The sequence below is a fragment of the Nocardiopsis sp. iso_237 genome, from assembly GCF_056173345.1.
Genome location: NZ_CM149669.1, coordinates 3539880 through 3556939 on the forward strand (window position 1 = coordinate 3539880; position 17060 = coordinate 3556939).

The following is a 17060-nucleotide window of genomic DNA, read 5'->3' on the forward strand; positions in this document are numbered from 1 at the left end:
CGCGCGGTTCTTCGAGGTCAGGAGGGTTCCCCGGACGGAACGCCGGAGAGGAGCAGGAACAGCGGGACCCGGAGGCGGCGCCTGTACTCGTCCACGTCACCGCCGAACCGTTCCCGGTCCGGCGCGCACTCGCGCAGCGCCGTCAGCCCGAACCCCGCCCCGATCAGGGCGGTGACGTAGTCCTCCACGGTGCGGTGCTGCCAGACCACACGGGTACCCATCCAGGCACGCTCGCGCGGACCGGGCTCGAAGTAGCGGTCCACGACCCGGTCCCCGCGCGGACCGGGCGAGCCACGGGAGGCGTCGTGGCAGGTCAGCACCGGGTGGGGGACGGTGAACACGATGCGTCCGCCAGTGCGCAGCCAGGTACGCGCGCGGGAGAGAACCTGGGGGAGTGCGACGAGGTGGTGCAGGGCCATCCGGGACACGACCAGGTCCACGGAGCGCGGACGGGCGGCGAAGTCCGCGACGTCGGCGCGCACGACGCGACCGGTGGTGCCTTCCAGTGTGGACCGGGCGCGTGCGGTCATTGCCTCGGAGGAGTCCACCCCGAGGTAGCTCCGGCACTCGGCACCCAGGAGGATCCGCCCCAGGTCGGCGTCGCCGCAGCCCAGGTCGAGCACCTCCCGACCGGACACGCCGCCCAGCGCGGACAGGAGGGCGGGTTCCTCCATCACCGTGTTGGGGCTCGACGCACCCGCGTGCCGGTGGGCGGTGTAGCGCTCGGACATCCCCTCCTCGTCGTAGGGGGAGGGCGTGGGGAGGCGGCTCATGGTGGGCACCCTACGCGGGCAGCCGGTGGGGAGCGTGGCGAACCTGCCACCACCGGGCACGCCCGCGTCGCAGGTGTCAGGCCATCATGTGGGGGACCAGGCGCTCCAGTTCGGTGACGGCGGCCGCGACCGAGGGGCGCTCCCGGGCTCCGGCACGGGTGAAGGTGAGCAGTGAACGGGCCGGGGCCGGAGAACCCTCCAGGCGCAGGCGGGTGACCGGCAACTCGGGGGACAGCTCCGCCGACCTCGGGATGAGCGCCACCCCCAGGTCGTGGGCGACCAGCGCCGCCACGGAACTCCACTCCAACGCCTCGTGACGGCCCTGCGGGGTGAACCCGACCGCCCCGCAGGCGGTGACGGCGTGCGCGTGGCAGGTCGTGCCCGGCCTCGGCAGCACCCACGACTCCCGGGCGGTCTCGATCAGCGGCACGCTCGCCCGCCCGGCGAGGCGGTGTCCGCTGGCGACCAGGAGGTCGAAGGGGTCCTCGAACAGGAACGCCTGGTCGAAGCGGGTGTCGTCCAGCCCGGGTGTGCCGGGGGCGGCCTCCACGACGGAGAGGTCGATGTCACCCCGGAAGAGAAGGTCGAGACTGTCACCTGGCTCCGATTCCAGGATCCGTACGTCCAGGCGCGGGTACGCTGTGCGCAGAGCGGCGGCCATGGGCGCCAGCAGGCGGGTCAACACGACGGGGAAACCCGCCACCCGCAGCGGCCCGGCCGGTTCCGCCTCCAACCCGCGCATCTCGATCTCCGCCCGCTCCCAGCGGGCCTGGATCGCGTCCGCATGTTCCAACAGACTCCGTGCGGCCGGTGTCAGCCGCACACCGCGGCCCAGGGGTTCCAACAGCGGCACCTCCAGCTCCTTGGCGAGCTGGCGGATCTGCTGTGAGGCCGCCGAAGGCGTGAAGTGCAGCGCCTCGGCGGCGGCGGTCACCGTTCCGTGGTGGGCCACGGCCCGGAGGATCCGTAGCCGACGAAGATCAATCATGTAGGCAATTCTTCACAGTGCCATCCAGAAACTCAACCTGGACCGCGAGGGTTCTGGGGCGTGATGCTGGATCGCAGGAAGACCACACCGAACAAGAGGTGCTCGATGACCAGTGTCTGCCCCCACTGCGGATGGCCGGACGACCAGCCCTTCGCGGTGCTCTCCCAGCATCGGACCGGCGCGGGGATGACCGTGTGGTCGCGCTGCGTGTGCGGCTCGACCCAGGTCCGCGAGATCGGGCTCGCGGGCACGCGGATCGTCTCCCGCGGCCGCCCCACCGGTGCCCCGCGCACCCCCGGCTGCAACGCCTGAGCGACCCCGCGGCACCGCCGGAACTGTGACGGGGGTTCGTCCACAGGAACGGTGCGGAAATCGTGGTCAGGGGGAGGTCCGCGATACGGTTACGGGCATGGGGAACACACCGGCGCGACCGTCTACTTCGGCCGAGGACTACGTGAAGGTCATCTACGACCTCCAGGAGCGCGGAACCGGGCCGGTGACGATCTCCGGGATGGCCGAGCGGCTGTCGGTGTCCAACTCGTCGGTGTCCGGAATGCTCCGCAAGCTCAACGAACTGGGCTTCGTGGAGCACCAGCGGTACGGCAACGTCAGCCTCACCGAGACCGGCACCAAGGCGGCGCTGGCGGTCCTGCGCCGCCACCGGCTGCTGGAGACCTACCTGGTGGCCGAGCTGGGCTACTCGTGGGACGAGGTGCACGACGAGGCCGAGATCCTCGAACACGTGGTCTCGGACAAGTTCGTCGACCGCATCGCCGCCCACCTGGGCAACCCGGTGGTGGACCCGCACGGCGACCCCATCCCCACCCGCGAGGGCGCCATCGTCGAGCGCGAGTCCGTGCTGCTCTCCGAGGCCGAGGCCGGTACGACCGGTGTGATCGTCCGGGTCAACGACACCGATCCCGAACTCCTGCGCTACCTGGCCGACATCGACATCGGCATCGGCATGCGCGTGGAGGTCGTGGAGCGGCTGCCCTTCGCCGGTTCCATCCAGCTCTCCGTCTGCCCGGAGAAGGGCGACGAGGTGCGGGAACAGGCCCTGGGGCTGGTCGCCGCCGAGGCCCTCTGGCTCAGCCCCGAGGAGTAGCCGCCCGGCACCGCACGGGCGCGGATGCCAGGCGGGGGTCCACCTCGTCTAGGCCAGCGGCCGGGCCCCGGGACGGCCGTTCTGGATGACGAACCGCGCCCGGTCGCGAATGGGCGAGCCCGGCCTGCTCACGTAGTCCACCACCCGGTAGTCGGCGGTCCACTCCGTGGGCGTGACCGTGTTGCGTACGTAGCCCCGGTGGCGGTTGATGAACTTGATGTGCGGGTTCTCGGCCAGCTGGACCGCGTCGCCCGGGTTCTGTTCCGCGCCGTCCCGGCCGCTCGTGAAGGACGTCCCCACCAGTTCGGTGGCCACCGTCCTCGATCTCGGGTCGTCGAAGTCGGCCTTGACGTCCACGACGTAGTTGGCGTGCACGTCACCGGTGAGCACGACCGGGTTGGACACCCCGGCGATCTCGTCCCGGACGCTGTCCCGCTCGACCTGGTAGTTGTCCCAGGCGTCGTCACTGAAGGTGCTCGCATCGCCCTCGGTGAAGTCCCGCTGGGAGAAGAACACCTGCTGCGCCAGCACGTTCCACCTGGTCTTGGAGGACGACAGCCCCCGGGACAGCCACCGGCGCTGGTCGGCGCCGAGCAGGGTGCGGTCGGGGTCGTCGCGCTCGGAGTCCGCCACCTGCACGTCGCGGTACTGGCGGGTGTCGAGCAGGTGCAGGTCGACCAGGTTGCCGAAGGTCAGCCTGCGGTACAGGTGCAGGTCGGGCCCGGCCGGGCGCTGGGCGGCGCGCAGCGGCATGTGCTCGTAGTAGGCCTTGAGCGCGTGTTCGCGCCGGAGCAGGAACTCCTCCGGCGGGATGTCCTCCTCGTAGGAGGTGTCGTCGGCCCAGTTGTTCTCCAGCTCGTGGTCGTCGAAGACCACCGCCCACGGGAACGCGGCGTGGGCGGCCTGGAGGCCGCTGTCGGTCTTGTACTGGGCGTGCCGCAGCCGGTACTCGGCCAGGGAGCGGACCTCCACCTCGGGGAAGTGGCCGCGGCCGATACTGCCCTGGTCGGGGGTCTCGTAGATGTAGTCGCCGAGGAAGGCGACCAGGTCCAGGTCCTCCTCCGCCAGGTGCGACTGGGCGGTGAAGTGGCCGTGGGTGTAGCTCTGGCAGCTGGCGAACGCGAAGTTGAACTGGTTCAGGCGGGTACCCGGGACCGGCGCCGTGCGGGTGCGGCCGACGGGGCTGATCTCGTTGCCGACCCGGAAGCGGTAGAAGTAGTCGGCCTTGGGCCGCAGGCGCTCCAGCTCCACGTGAACCGAGTGGGCCTGCTCGGGGCGGGTCTCGACGCTTCCGGAGGCGGCGAGGGTCCCGAAGTTCTCGTCGTGCGAGACCTGCCACTCCACCTCGACCGCGCTGTTCGGCATCCCGCCCAGACCGTCCTCTGCCAGGGGGTCGGGGGCGAGCCGGGTCCACAGCACGACCCCGTTGTGCAGGGGGTCACCGGAGGCGACGCCCAGGGTGAAGGGGTCGGAGATGGTCGGGTTCCGTGGGGCCGCGGTGGCCGCGAGCGCTGAGGGGGAGCCGAGAGAGGTGCCGAGTGCGGCGGCGCCCAGTGTGACGGCCCCGCCGACCAACGCCTGCCGCCGTGTCGCGGCGAGCGTGGGGGAGGGGGCGGGGGAAGTGGGGGATGTGGGTGTACCTGGCATCTACGGTCTCCTGGGTTCGAGCGGCGGACCGCCCCGGAGTACCCGGGACGGGAGCAACCGTGGTCCATCCGGCCATGGAAAGAGGTACGACCCAACCCCTACGCGGTGAACATTACCTCCGTTTCGGTGACGGCAAGGTTACTGAGGGTCGCCACCAGGGTGTTTCGTCGGCTCTGGGATGCTACGTTCGCCACTGTCCCCTTCCCACCCCCCTTAAGCGCGGCGGTGAGCCGCGTTGCGGATCCGGAACGCGGGTCGGCGCCGCTGAGCGCCTCCGATTCCACGCGGGGCTTCGAACACGTACCCCCGCCGGGGGTGGCCACGGCGCCCTCGATATCACCTTCCGTGACGGCACCCCGCACGCGCCGAGCCGCACCCCCCACCCCGGTTCAGCCCAGACTGATGACGTGTTTGCCCCGCACCCCGCCGGTCTCCAGGGCGCGGTGGGCCTCGGAGATGTCAGCCAGTTCGTGCACCGTGTCGACGACCGGGCGCACCTCTCCGCGTTCCACGTACCCGGCCAGGTCCCGGAACAGCGCCGTTCTCGGGTTGCCGCTGAAGAACGCGGTCCGGCGGGAGCGCAGCAGTGCCGCGCCCGCCAGGCGCAGCGCCGAGGAGACCGACCCGACGGACACGGCCACCAGGCGCCCCGCCGGGGTCAGGAGTCGGTGGTAGGCGGGCAGGTCGGTGGCGACGATGTCGATGATCACGTCGAAGCCCTCCAACAGGGACAGTTCGGCGGGGCCGGTGGTGGCGTAGTCGTACGCCTCGTGCGCCCCGAGGCCGCGAACGAAGTCGAGGTTGCGCGCCCCGGCCAGCGCGGTGACGTGCGCCCCCATGGCCCTGGCGAGCTGGACGACCACGCTGCCCACCCCACCGCTGGCGCCGCGCACGAGGACGCGTTCACCCGGTCCGACCCGTGCCCTGTCCCGCAGCGCGGTGATCCCGGTGGTGCCGCCCGCCAGCAGCGAGACCGCCTCGACCGCGTCGAGCCCGAGGGGAGCGAGGGAGACCTGACTGGGGCGCACGGCCACGTACTCGGAGGTGGCGCTGCCTCCGGCTCGGCCCTGGAACCCCCACACCCGGTCGCCCACGGCGGGCTCCCTCACCCGCGCCCCCGCCTCCACGACCTCCCCCGCGAAGTCGGTGCCGATGCCCCTGGGGAACCGCCTCCCGGTCAGCAGGGCGAGTCTCCCGGAGCGCACCATCAGTTCCCCACCGTTCACGCTGCTGGCGTGTACCCGCACCAGGATCTCGTCGGGGCCCGCCACGGGGCGGGGGACGCGGCCCTCATAGAGCACATCGGGGGCTCCGTACCCGTCGTACCGGGCCGCACGCATCTCCACCACGGTCTTCTCCGTCCGTCGCGTTCCAGGGGCAGGGGACCGAACGCCCCGCCCTCGCCCCAGGCAACCACCAAAACGGAGGGGTCACTCCGGTTGGGGCTAAAGTGAGAGGCATGCCGAACGAACCCTCTCGGAAGCCGCGGTCGGACGCGCTGCACAACCGCCGCCGCATCCTCGACGCCGCCCAGGCGGCCTTCCTGGAGAGCGGGATCGAGGTGTCGATGACCCGGATCGCGCGCCGTGCCGGGCTCGGCATCGCCACGCTCTACCGGCACTTCCCCGACAGGGGCAGCCTGGTCAACGAGGTGTTCCGGGGAAAGCTCGACACCTGTCTGGAGCGCCTGGACGAGGCCGCAGCCGACCCCGACCCCTGGCGCGGGTTCCGCGCGTTCATCGAGGACCTGTGCGCCATGCAGGTCATCGACCGGGGCTTCAACGCGGTCTTCCGCGCGGCCTTCGTCGGCGGGGTGATCTTCGACGAGGAACGGATCAGGGCGGAGAACACCTTCGCCGAACTCGCGCGCCGCGCCAAGGCCGCGGGCAAGCTGCGCCCCGACTTCGTCCGCGACGACCTCACCCTGGTGATCATGGCCAACAGCGGCCTCAGCGCCGACTCCCAAGAGGACGCCGTGGCCGCCTCCCGGAGGCTCGCCGCCTACCTGATCCAGGCGTTCGAGGCCGCACCCGGCCGCCGGGCCCTGCCACCCGTGCCGAGGCTGGGCCCGCACCCGGCGCTGCGGGAACCGCGCTGACGCCGAGGGGCGGTCTCCTACACTGGGGGGCGTGAAGCGACGACATTAGTTCCCAGGCCGCGGCCGAGGCCGGTCCGAGACGAGACCCCGGGCACCACCGGTGGACCACCACCCCCGGTGCCCGAGTCCGTTCGACCGAAAGACCTCCATGACCAACCGGTCCACGCGTGTGCCCGACACGCGTCTGTCCAGGCTGACCTGGCCGCTCTACACGTACGCCTTCCTTGAGGAGTTCGTCCTCCTCTACCCCCTCTACACCCTGCTCTTCACCGAGACCGGGCTGTCCGTCGTCCAGGTCAGTTCGCTCTTCGTCCTGTGGTCCCTGACCAGCGTGCTCCTGGCGATCCCCACCGGCGCCTGGGCGGACCTCGTGCCCCGCCACCACCTGCTCGCCCTGGCACCACTGCTGACCGGTGCCGGGTTCGCCTGCTGGCTGCTCCTGCCGTCCTACGCGTCCTTCGCGCTGGGTTTCGTCCTGTGGGGCGCGGCCAGCGCACTGGCCTCCGGCGCTTTGGAGGCGCTGGTCCACACCGAGCTCGGCCACCGGGGCGCCGCCGACCGGTACGCGCCGGTCATGGGCGTGACCCGGGCCCTGGGCGTCGCGGCGGTGGGAACCGCGACCCTGCTGGCCGTGCCGGTCATGGCGCACGGCGGCTACGCGATGATCGGAACGGCCAGTCTGGCCGCCTGCGCGCTGTGCGCGCTGACCGGCCTGGCCCTGCCCGAGAGTCGTCCCCCACGGTCGAGGAGGGCCGAGGACGAGGCTTCGGGTACGACCGAACCCGAGCTCGGCTACCTGGAGACCATGCGGCTCGGTCTGGCGGAGGCCAGGGGCAGCCGCTCCGTGCGCACGGCGATCCTCCTGGTCGTGATCGTCACCGCGTTCTGGGGGATGCTCGACGAGTACCTGCCCCTGCTGGCCTCCTCCGCCGGGGTCGCCACCGAGGACGTGCCCCTGGTGGTCCTCGTCGTCTGGATCTGCGTCACCGGCGGCGGCCTGCTCGCGGGCCCGGCGTCGCGCCTGTCACCGCGCGTGGTCGGCGTGCTCCTGGCCCTGGCGGCCGTGGCCATCGCCACCGGCGCCCTGCTGGGGAGCACCCCGGGGTGGATCCTGCTCGGCTGCGGATTCGGCGTGTGCCAGATGGCGAACGTGGTGGCCGACGCCCGACTCCAGGACAGCATCACCGGCACCAGCCGGGCCACGGTCACCTCCCTGGCCCAGGCCGGGACGGAGACGGTGACCGGGGCGTCCTACCTGCTGTACGCCGGGGTGTTCCTGGTGGCGGGGCACGCTCTGACCTTCGCGTTGTTCGCCGTCCCCTACCTGTTCGCGGCGGTGGTGACCGCGCGCGGCGGGCGGATTCGACCCGCCGACGCCTCCGTCTGACCCCGGCGGGCGGCCCTCCGGGAGATCCGCCCGCCCCGTCCGGCGGTCCGAGCGAACCCCACCGCTCGGAAGCGCGTCTCCACCTGTGCCGGAGCCCCCGAGGCTCCGGCACAGGTGCGGCGGAACCCGTTCCGCCGCGTCGCACCGTGCCCGAGGACGGCGGGTCACGGTGTTCGGGCCGTAGGTGACGAGGGACCACCTGCGGCCCGACCGCTTTTCCCACGCCCCCTGTTCATCCCCTTGCGTCCGTGAATAGCATCGTTTGTTGTGACACACCAGACGACGGACACCGCGAACAGCGAAGGCCCGCGTCTCGCGTCCGTGCGCGGGATCAGCGTCAGTTACGACGACCGCGGCGCAGGATGCCCCGTCCTGTTCGTCCACGGTCACCCCTTCGACAAGACCATGTGGGAACCCCAGGTCAGAGCACTGGCCGGGCGCGGATACCGGACGATCGTCCCCGACCTGCGCGGTTACGGACGCAGCACCGTGGTGCCCGGGGTGACCTCGTTGGACACCCTCGCCCGCGACCTCGCGGCCCTCCTGGACCACCTGGGACTGGACGTGGTCAACGTGGTCGGCCTGTCCATGGGCGGGCAGGTCGCCCTGGAGCTGTACCGGCTCTTCCCCGACCGCGTGGACGCGTTGGCCCTGGCCGCGACGAACCCGCTGCCCGAGACCGAGACGGGCAAGGCCAAGCGCAGGGCGATGGCGGCCCGCCTGCGTGAGGAGGGCATGCGCGGCTACGCCGACGAGATGCTGGTCGGCATGATGACCGCCGAGAACGTGCGGGACCAGCCCGCGGTCGCTGACCACGTGCGCGCCATGATGTACGCCGCCCCGCCCGAGGGCGCGGCCGCCGCGCAGCTGGGCCGCGCCGAACGCCCCGACCACACCCTCCTGCTCCGGCACATCTCGGCGCCCACCCTGCTGATGGTGGGCCAGCACGACGGCTTCACACCGCCCGGGGGCGCCGAGCTCATGCACGTCCGCATCGCGGACTCGGTCGTGGAGATCATCGAGGGCGCCGGCCACCTGCCGAACCTGGAACGCCCGAGGCGGTTCAACGAGGTCCTGCGCCGCTTCCTGGAGCAGGCGCGGACCCGTCCCCGCGACCGCTGACCGCCCCGTCGAGCGGGCCCCGGTTCACACGGAGGTCCGCTCGACGGGGAGCCACAGTTCGCCCGAGGCGAGGTCACCGTCGTACTCCACGCTCAGCAGTTCGGGGCCGTGCCGGTAACGGTAGGCGGGGTTGGACGGGAACCACTCGGCGGCGGCGTACACCCACAGGCGCTGGATCGCCTCCGGGAAGGCGAGCCCCTCGAAGAGGAGGACGACCCAGGTGCCCTCGGGCACGTCCAGGGCCCGCATCCCCTCCGGGGTTCCGGCCGCCGAGGTCGCGGCGGCCACGTAGTAGTCGACGTCGCTGCCCTCACGCCGGTCGGGGTCGTGGGTGAGGGTGACCGAGACGCCGCCGCGCGGTTCCTGGTCGGACAGCTCCGCCAACCGCTCGTACACGTCGTCCCCGAGACCCAGGACGAAGTCGGTCATGGGCTGGTTGGCGCCCTCGTGGACGAGCGGAACCCGGGTTCCGGGGCCGACCAGGCGGAAGGCGCCCTTGTCGACGATGCGGTAGCGCATGGTGGTGTTCCCTTCGATGGTGAGGTGGAAGGCCAGCCGTGACTGGGAGTTGAGCGCCGCGCCCGTGCGGCGGGCCTCGCCCGGGCCGATCCCGTGCATCGCGCGGAACGCCCGCCCGAAGGCCTCGGCGGACCCGTAGCCGTAGCGGACCGCGATGTCGAGCAGGGTGTCCCGGCCCTCGATCACCTCCGCTCCGGCCAGGGTGAGGCGGCGCCGACGCACGTACTCCGACAGCGGCATCCCGGACAGCGCCGAGAACATCCGTCGGAAGTGGTGCTCGGAGGTGAGCGCGGTCCGCGCCATGGCGGCCACGTCCACGGGTTCGCCGGGGTCCCTCTCGACCCGTTCGAGCGCCTCGTTCAACCGGTCCAGCACGTGTGCCTCCCTCTTTCACCACCGACGTTAGGGACGCGGGCCCCGCCCGGACCCGACCGTTCCCGTTCACCTCCGGTCAGGTGCGGGCGAGGCGTCCCTCTGCTGGCGGGAGAACCGTCTGTCACCACCGCCTGCCACCCTCTACGGTGCCAGTCCGAGACCCCCACCCCCTTCGGAAGGTCGCATGTCCCAGAACGTCCAGCACACACCTCCGGACGAAGACGGCCGCCGCGCACCGTTGGGCGGACGGTTCCACCGACTCCTGGGGGCGGTGGGGTTGGGCAACATGGGCGACGGGATCGCGGTGGTGGCGCTGCCCTGGTACGCCACCACGCTCACCGACGACGCCTTCCTGGTCGCGTTGGTGGGCGCGGCCACCCGCCTGCCGTGGCTGTTCCTGGCCCTGGTCGCCGGGGTGGTGGGGGACCGGATGGACCGGCGCCGCCTCATGGTGGGCGCGGGGGCCGTCAAGGCGGTCCTGCTGGTGCTCCTGACCGCCGTCGTGGCTATGGGAGTCGGGTCGATTCCCGTGTTGGTCCTGATCGCGCTGTTGGTGGGCGCGTGCGAGGTGTTCTTCGACAACACCGCGCAGTCGGTGGTGCCCTCGGTGGTGACACGCCCCCAGCTGGAGCGGGCCAACGGGCTCCTCCAGGCCGTGGAACGCGTGCTCAACAAGTTCCTGGGCGCGCCGCTGGCGGGGGCGCTGCTGGCGGTGTCCACCGCCTGGGCCTTCGGTGCCCAGGCCGTTCTGGTCCTGCTCGCGGTGGTCTGCCTGGTCGGCCTGCGCGGTGACTTCCGCCCGTCGGGGGAGACCCCGCATGAGCGGCCCTCGATCGGAGCGATGCTGCGCGAGGGTCTGGTGTGGCTGTGGCGGCACCCGGTCCTGCGGCCGCTCGCCCTGGTCTCGGGGGCGTCCAACCTGGCGGCGGCGATGAACGGGGCCGTGCTGGTGCTCTTCGCCCAGGACGTGCTGGGCGTGGGCCCACAGGGCTACGGTCTGCTGATGACCGTCACCGCCGCCGGGGCGGTCACGGGCGCGCTCGTCATCCCCTCCTTCTCGGGTCGGATCCACCCCTCCGTCTCCATCGCCGTGGTCCTGGCGGTCCTGGGCGCGACCGCGCTGACGGTGGGGCTGCTCCGCGACGTGTCGGCCTTCGTGGTCTGCTACTTCCTCACCGGGTTCGTCATCACCTGGTGGAACATCACCCTGATCTCCCTCATCCAGAGGCTGACACCCGACGGCATGCGGTCCCGGGTCTTCAGCGCCCACCGCACCGTCTCCTGGGGACTGCTGTCCGTGGGCATGGGCCTGGGCGGGGCCCTGGTCTCCTTGTTGGAGGGTCCCTGGGGTCGTGAGTGGGCGCTGGCGGCCCCCTTCGTCACGGCGGGGCTGATCGGTCTGGTCCTCTCCCTGGTCTCCGTCGTGGTCCTGCCCCCGGGGAGGGTCGACCGCGCCCTGGCCGACGCCGAACCGCGGGGCGAGCCCGGGTCCGGCTTCCGGAAAGACTGCCCCCCGGAACGGGAGGATCGGGAAAAACCTGGAAATCTTCGGGCAACATCCGTGTCTGGATCGACGCGGCGCCCTTCCAACCCGCACCATGGCCCCACATGATGGCCCGCAGGCCGACCCCGAGAAGGAGGTGGGCGGGGCGGGGTACACACGCCCCGCAGACTCTATGGACCTTGGTTTTCTGCGACCTCTGTACGAAAGCGACGGCCCGGTGGCCTCGGTGCACCTGGACACCAGCCGTGACACCACGGACGCCGACAAGAAGATCGAACTGCGCTGGCGGCACCTGCGCGAGGAACTGGAGGCGCTCGGCACCGACGCGGCCACCCTCGACGTTCTGGAGGAGGCCGTGGGGGAGGGCAACTCCCGCGCCTTCGGTGACCACGGACAGGCGCTCTACGCCTCCGAGGGCAGGCTCCTGGGGGCGCACACCCTCGCCGTGCCGCCCTCGCAGGACCGGGCCTCGTTCCTGCCCGTCCCCGACGCGCTCCCCCTGGCGATCGACCGCGGTCGCCGCCTCCCCTACGTCCTCGTGGCCCTGGACCGGGTCAACGCCAAGGTGTTCGCCTACCCCAGCCACCCCACGCGCGGCCCCGTCATGGAGCTCGCCAACGAGGGTGAGAACATGCAGAACATCGACGGGGCGAGCCGTATCTTCCCCGGTCAACGCGGTGACGCCGGGGGGCGCCGCGCCGACACCGGCACCGCTCAGGACCGGTGGCGGGGCAACGCGGCCCAGGTGGCGGACCTCGTCCGCGAGGCCGTACGCAAGGTGGACGCGGCCGTGATCATCGCCGGTGGCGACGACGAGGCCATCGCCTACCTGCGCGACAACCTGGGCCCCCGTCAGCTCACCATCCCGATCAAGGTGGTCCCGGGCGGGCGCGGCGGCACCGACGCCGAGGAGCGCCTGCACGAGAACGCGGAGGAGTGCCTGCGCGAACTCATCCACGAGGAGCGGACCCGGGTCTACTCCGACTACCAGCGCAAGCTCGCCCACGACCAGGCGGTCAAGGGCACGACCTCCATCCTGCCGATGCTGTCGGAGGCCCGGGTGGAAACGCTTCTGCTGGGCGCCGACCGGGAGAACGAGCCCCAGCTGTGGGGGTCGTACCACTCGCCGGTCCTGGTGGACACCTCACCGAAGGGCCTGGACGACCCGAACGCCGGGTTCCGGGCACCGGCCAGCGCGCTCATGCTGCGCGCGGCGGTGATGTCCGACGCCGGGTTCACCGAGCTGCCCGTGCCCGCACAGAGCGTCGACACCCGCACCGACCGCGAGACCCCGGACTCGGACGCCGGAGCCACGCTGCGTTTCCCCAAGCAGTAGCGTCCCGTCGGTGTGCCCCGTTCCCGCGCACGCGGGGGCGGGGCACACCCGTGCCCGGTCAGGAGTCCGCGAACACCCCCAGCTCGTTCCCGCTGGGGTCGGCGAAGTGGAAGCGCCGCCCACCGGGGAACGCGTAGGGGCCCTGGAGGACGCGGCCGCCCGCGCGTTCCACGGCCTCCACCGTGCGGTCCAGGTCCTCGGAGTAGAGCAGGACGAGGGGTCCGCCGCCGCGTACCTCGCCGCCCGGGTTGAGCCCGCCCACCTCGGAGGTGCCGTCGGGCGAGCGGATACCCGCGTAGGCGCCCCCGTAGTCGTTGAACCGCCACCCGAAGGCCTCGGTGTAGAACCGCTTGGCCTCCCCCAGATCGGTGACCGGGAGTTCCACGTAGTCGATGGCGTGGTGCCGCTGTTCACTCATACCCCGCATTGTCCTCGACGGGACCGACAGAACCGTGGAACACCACCCTGCGGTCAACCACACCCCGTCTCGGCGGTCCGCCCCATGGTCCGGCCGGGGCTGCGGTTCCTAGCGTGGAGCCGACACCTCCGACCACACGACGGGACCGCCATGATCGCCCTGCGGGGACTGACCAAACGCTACGGGGGGACCCTGGCCGTCGACGGCCTGGACCTCACGGTGCGTCCCGGCCGCGTCACCGGCTTTCTCGGGCCGAACGGCGCGGGCAAGAGCACCACCCTGAGGATGGTCCTGGGCCTGGACCGTCCCACCTCGGGGGAGGCGCTGGTCAACGGGCGCCCCTACCGGGAACTGCGGTGGCCCCTGCACACCGTGGGCGCGGTCCTGGACGCCGCGGCGGTCCACCCGGGCCGTGGCGCCCGCGCGCACCTGCTGGCCCTCGCCCGGAGCCACGGCATCCCGAAGCGACGGGTGGACGAGGTGCTCGACACCGTGGGGCTGGCCGAGGCGGCCCGCCGCCGCGCGGGAGGGTTCTCCCTGGGGATGAGCCAGCGCCTGGGGATCGCCGCCGCGCTGCTCGGTGATCCCGAACTGCTCCTCCTGGACGAGCCGGTGAACGGCCTGGACCCCGACGGGGTGCGGTGGATCCGCGACCTCACGCGTTCACTGGCCGACGAGGGGCGCACCGTGTTCGTCTCCAGCCACCTGATGAGCGAGATGCAGCTGACCGCCGACCACCTCGTGGTGATCGGGCGCGGACGGCTGATCACCGACGCCCCCTTGGCGGAGGTTCTGGGCAACAGCGCCTGGACCGCGGTGAGGGTGCGCGCACCGCACCCCGAGGACCTGGTCAGCGCGTTGGAGACCGACGGAGCCCGGGTCGAACGGCCCTCCGCCAACGAGCTCGTGATCACCGGGGCCCGGATCGAGCGGGTGGGCGAGCTGGCCCACCGGTCGGGGGTGGCCCTGCACGAGCTCAGCAACCGTGACGCCACGCTGGAGCAGGCCTACCGCGAGCTCACCGCGGACAGCGTCCAGTACCGCTCCCTCGACGGGAGCCGCACGTGACCCGTCGCGCGCGACCGTTGGCGGGTGCGGTCGCCGCCGAGTGGGTCCGGTTCCGTTCGGTGCGCTCCACCTGGTGGGGGCTGGCCGCCGCCCTGGTCCTGATGGTGCTGGTGTCGGCCGCCGGGGCGGTCAACACGACCTCCGGTATGGATCGGGGGAGCGTGCCCGCGTCGGAGATGGCACTGTACGGCGCCGTCTGGGCGGTCCAGTTCGTGCTGGTCGGCACCGCACTGACCTTCGTCACGTCCGAGTACGCCCACGGATCGGTCCGGCTCTCGCTCCAGGCCGTGCCCTCCCGGTGGCGGTGGTTCACCGCCAAGGCGATCGTCGTGGCGGTGGCGACCTTCACGGCCTCCCTGGGACTCGCGGTCGTGGGGACGCTCACCGCCCACCTGGTGATGGCGCACCCCCTGATGGGAGGGCACGGGACCCTGGTCCCCTCGGAGGCCGTCGCGGACGTGCTCCGCTGCGCGGTCTTCCTGACGCTCCTCTCACTGATGGGGCTGGGCGCGGGCACGGCCCTGCGTTCGGCGGCGGCCGCACTGACGGCGATGTTCCTGCTGGTCCTGGGCCTGCCGGTCATCACGCTCTTCTCCCCGAACCCGTGGGTATCGGAGCTCTCCCTGCGGCTTCCCCTGACCGCAGGGATCGCCCTCCTCGACAACGCGCACGTCATCGGGCTGGAACGCTCGCTCTCCTGGACCGGTGGACTGGTGGTACTCATGTTCTGGGTCGCGGCCGCGTTGGCCGTCGGGGCGCTGGTCCTCCAGCGGCGGGACGCCTGAGGAGGGGACGTGGGAGTGGGACTGCGGCGGGTGTCCGCGCGCGCGGGCAGACGCGGGCGTGAGTTCGTGGGGCTGGTGGCGGGCGTCCGGGTGAGTGCGCTGACCCTGGTGTGGATGCTGGCCTCGGCGGGGGTCCTGCTGGCCGTCCCGGTGCGGCCAGCCGCGGGGAGGCGGATCGAGGAGTGGGCGACGCGGCTGTGCGAGCTGGACCTGGCACGGCTCTCCCGCTGGATGGGTGCCACCGTCACGCTGCGGGCGGGCGGCCCCACCCGGGCGGTCCACCTGCTGTTGCGCCTGCCCGTGCACCTGGCCTCCCTGTACCTGCTGCTCTCCGTCGCCGCGCTGGTCCCGATCCTGGTCGTCGGTGTGGTGATCCAGGCCGTCACGGGCACCGCGACCCACGTGAACGCGGACTGGCCCGGTGTGGGGGTCGACGTCTCCAGCATCTCCCTCGGACTGACCGCCGCCCTCGCGGTCCTGGTGGTCACATGGTGGCTGGTCCCCGTCCTGGCCGAGGTCGACCGCTGGCTGGCACGCACGCTGCTCGGGCCCACCGAGGAGGACCTGATGCGGCGGCGTATCGAGGAGCTCACCCGGACCCGGTCCGGGATCGTGCGGGCGGTGGACCAGGAGAGGCGCCGGATCGAACGCGACCTGCACGACGGTGTCCAGCAGCGGGTGGTCGCCCTGGCCATGCTGTTGGGCCGGGCCCAGCGCCGCAGCGATCCCGCGCACGCCGCCGACCTGGTGCGGCAGGCCCACACCGAGTCACGGGTGCTGCTGGACGAGCTGCGCGAGGTCGCCTGGCGGATCTACCCGACGGCCCTGGACACCCTGGGGCTGGAGGCGGCCCTGACCGAGGCGGCCGAGCGCGGCCCGCTCCCGGTGGCGGTCCGCTGCGACCTGCCCGCGCCCCTCCCGCAGGAACTGGCCACCGCCGTGTACTTCGTGGCCCGCGAGGCCATGACCAACGCCGCCAAGCACGCGCGGGCCGACGGGGTGATCGTCGACCTCGGCGTACGCGACTCCCGGGTGTGGCTGACCGTGTCCGACGACGGCCGGGGCGGCGCCGACCCCGGGGGCGACGGTCTGACCGGGCTGGCCCGTCGGGTCCGGGCACTGGACGGCACACTGGAGGTGCACAGCCCGCCGGGCGGTCCCACGACCGTGCGCGCGGCGCTGCCGCTGGACCGACCTCCTTCTTCCCTTTCCACGGACACGGAGCCCTCATGCGCCTGGTGATCGCCGACGACTCGGTCCTGCTCCGGGAGGGCCTGATCCGGCTGTTGGAGGAGGAGGGACACGAGGTCCTGGCGGCGGCCGAGGACGGCGAGGGACTGCTGGAGGCCGTCTCCGAACACCGCCCGGACGCCGCGGTGGTGGACGTGCGCATGCCGCCCACCCACACCGACGAGGGGCTTCGGGCGGCGCTGCGCATCCGCGCGGAGCACCCCGGGACGGCGGTCCTGGTGCTCTCGCAGTACGTGGAGCAGCGCTACGCCGCCGAGCTGCTCACCGGGGTCCCCGAACGCGTCGGATACCTGCTCAAGGACCGGGTGGCGCAGGTGGGCGAGTTCCTGGACGCCCTGGACCGGGTGGCCGCCGGGGGAGCCGCGTTCGACCCGGAGGTGGTCCGCCAGCTGCTGGCCCGGACCACGCGGACCGACCCGCTCGCCCGGCTGACCCCGAGGGAACGCGACGTCCTGGAGAACATGGCGCAGGGGCTGAGCAACACCGCCGTCGCGCAGCGGCTGTTCGTGTCGCTGAGCGCGGTGGAGAAGCACATCAACTCCATCTTCGACAAGCTGGAGCTGGCGCACACCCCCGAGTACAGCCGCCGGGTCCTGGCGGTCCTGCGGTTCCTCGGTTCCTGAGGGCGCGGGGCGGCGGCGCCCCCCTTGAAGGCTCAACGGACCCGCCCTAGGGTCGGTGGTC

The 17060-nt window shown here is 72.1% G+C and carries 17 protein-coding genes; 11 read left to right on the forward strand and 6 right to left on the reverse strand.

From position 1 onward, the window contains the following. Nucleotides 1-17 precede the first annotated feature (17 nt). On the reverse strand, nt 18-773 hold the full coding sequence (locus tag AC0VYM_RS16350) for a class I SAM-dependent methyltransferase (protein ID WP_475453010.1): 756 nt from the start codon (nt 771-773) through the stop codon (nt 18-20). Nucleotides 774-849: 76 nt separating this feature from the next. Then, nucleotides 850-1761 carry a LysR family transcriptional regulator gene (locus tag AC0VYM_RS16355; RefSeq protein ID WP_475453012.1) on the reverse strand — a complete coding sequence of 304 codons (912 nt, stop codon included), beginning with the start codon at nt 1759-1761 and terminating at the stop codon, nt 850-852. Nucleotides 1762-1866: 105 nt separating this feature from the next. Between AC0VYM_RS16355 and AC0VYM_RS16360 the strand changes: the two genes are divergently transcribed. Continuing rightward, complete coding sequence (locus AC0VYM_RS16360) at nt 1867-2073, forward strand: hypothetical protein (protein WP_475453014.1); 207 nt, start codon at nt 1867-1869, stop codon at nt 2071-2073. Nucleotides 2074-2170: 97 nt separating this feature from the next. Continuing rightward, the gene (locus AC0VYM_RS16365) at nt 2171-2866 is read left to right on the forward strand and encodes a metal-dependent transcriptional regulator (RefSeq protein WP_475453016.1); all 696 of its coding nucleotides are present in this window, start codon (nt 2171-2173) and stop codon (nt 2864-2866) included. Nucleotides 2867-2914: 48 nt separating this feature from the next. Here the strand turns inward: AC0VYM_RS16365 and AC0VYM_RS16370 are convergent, their stop codons facing one another. Continuing rightward, nucleotides 2915-4513: an alkaline phosphatase D family protein gene (locus AC0VYM_RS16370; RefSeq protein ID WP_475453018.1), complete on the reverse strand. Its 1599-nt coding sequence runs from the start codon at nt 4511-4513 to the stop codon at nt 2915-2917. A 389-nt stretch (nt 4514-4902) separates the two neighbouring features. Continuing rightward, nucleotides 4903-5853: an NAD(P)-dependent alcohol dehydrogenase gene (locus tag AC0VYM_RS16375; protein ID WP_475463064.1), complete on the reverse strand. Its 951-nt coding sequence runs from the start codon at nt 5851-5853 to the stop codon at nt 4903-4905. Between the two features lie 119 nt (nt 5854-5972). On the opposite strand from AC0VYM_RS16375, the gene AC0VYM_RS16380 reads away from it, so the two are divergent. The 3 genes from AC0VYM_RS16380 (at nt 5973) to AC0VYM_RS16390 (ending at nt 9120) form a co-directional block, all read left to right on the forward strand. After that, nucleotides 5973-6611, forward strand: coding sequence for a TetR/AcrR family transcriptional regulator (locus tag AC0VYM_RS16380; protein WP_475453020.1), 639 nt, complete (start codon nt 5973-5975; stop codon nt 6609-6611). A gap of 148 nt (nt 6612-6759) precedes the next feature. Next, complete coding sequence (locus tag AC0VYM_RS16385) at nt 6760-7998, forward strand: MFS transporter (protein ID WP_475453022.1); 1239 nt, start codon at nt 6760-6762, stop codon at nt 7996-7998. Between the two features lie 267 nt (nt 7999-8265). Then, nucleotides 8266-9120 (forward strand): alpha/beta fold hydrolase, encoded by an 855-nt coding sequence (locus tag AC0VYM_RS16390; RefSeq protein ID WP_475453024.1) that lies wholly within the window; start codon nt 8266-8268, stop codon nt 9118-9120. Nucleotides 9121-9144: 24 nt separating this feature from the next. On the opposite strand, the gene AC0VYM_RS16395 is transcribed toward AC0VYM_RS16390, so the two are convergent. Next, entirely contained in the window at nt 9145-10014 is an 870-nt protein-coding gene (locus AC0VYM_RS16395) for an AraC family transcriptional regulator (RefSeq protein ID WP_475453026.1), read from the reverse strand. A gap of 184 nt (nt 10015-10198) precedes the next feature. Here AC0VYM_RS16395 and AC0VYM_RS16400 point away from each other — a divergent pair, with 184 nt between their 5' ends. After that, a complete protein-coding gene (locus tag AC0VYM_RS16400) occupies nt 10199-11626 on the forward strand; it encodes an MFS transporter (RefSeq protein WP_475453028.1) in 1428 nt (475 codons plus the stop codon). Between the two features lie 64 nt (nt 11627-11690). After that, entirely contained in the window at nt 11691-12854 is a 1164-nt protein-coding gene (locus tag AC0VYM_RS16405) for a baeRF2 domain-containing protein (RefSeq protein ID WP_475453030.1), read from the forward strand. A 58-nt stretch (nt 12855-12912) separates the two neighbouring features. Here AC0VYM_RS16405 and AC0VYM_RS16410 read toward each other — a convergent pair whose 3' ends face one another. Beyond that, complete coding sequence (locus AC0VYM_RS16410) at nt 12913-13272, reverse strand: VOC family protein (protein ID WP_475453032.1); 360 nt, start codon at nt 13270-13272, stop codon at nt 12913-12915. 150 nt (nt 13273-13422) lie between these two features. Between AC0VYM_RS16410 and AC0VYM_RS16415 the strand changes: the two genes are divergently transcribed. Genes AC0VYM_RS16415 through AC0VYM_RS16430 form a run of 4 tightly spaced genes read left to right on the forward strand, consistent with a single transcriptional unit; the run spans nt 13423 to nt 16999 of the window. Then, a complete protein-coding gene (locus AC0VYM_RS16415) occupies nt 13423-14340 on the forward strand; it encodes an ATP-binding cassette domain-containing protein (protein WP_475453034.1) in 918 nt (305 codons plus the stop codon). Further along, complete coding sequence (locus AC0VYM_RS16420) at nt 14337-15125, forward strand: ABC transporter permease (RefSeq protein WP_475453036.1); 789 nt, start codon at nt 14337-14339, stop codon at nt 15123-15125. The genes AC0VYM_RS16415 and AC0VYM_RS16420 overlap by 4 nt, the downstream gene beginning before the upstream one ends. A gap of 9 nt (nt 15126-15134) precedes the next feature. Continuing rightward, nucleotides 15135-16367 carry a sensor histidine kinase gene (locus tag AC0VYM_RS16425; protein ID WP_475453038.1) on the forward strand — a complete coding sequence of 411 codons (1233 nt, stop codon included), beginning with the start codon at nt 15135-15137 and terminating at the stop codon, nt 16365-16367. Continuing rightward, nucleotides 16355-16999: a response regulator gene (locus tag AC0VYM_RS16430; protein ID WP_475453040.1), complete on the forward strand. Its 645-nt coding sequence runs from the start codon at nt 16355-16357 to the stop codon at nt 16997-16999. Before AC0VYM_RS16425 ends, AC0VYM_RS16430 begins: the two co-directional genes overlap by 13 nt. The last annotated feature ends 61 nt before the right edge of the window (nt 17000-17060 follow it).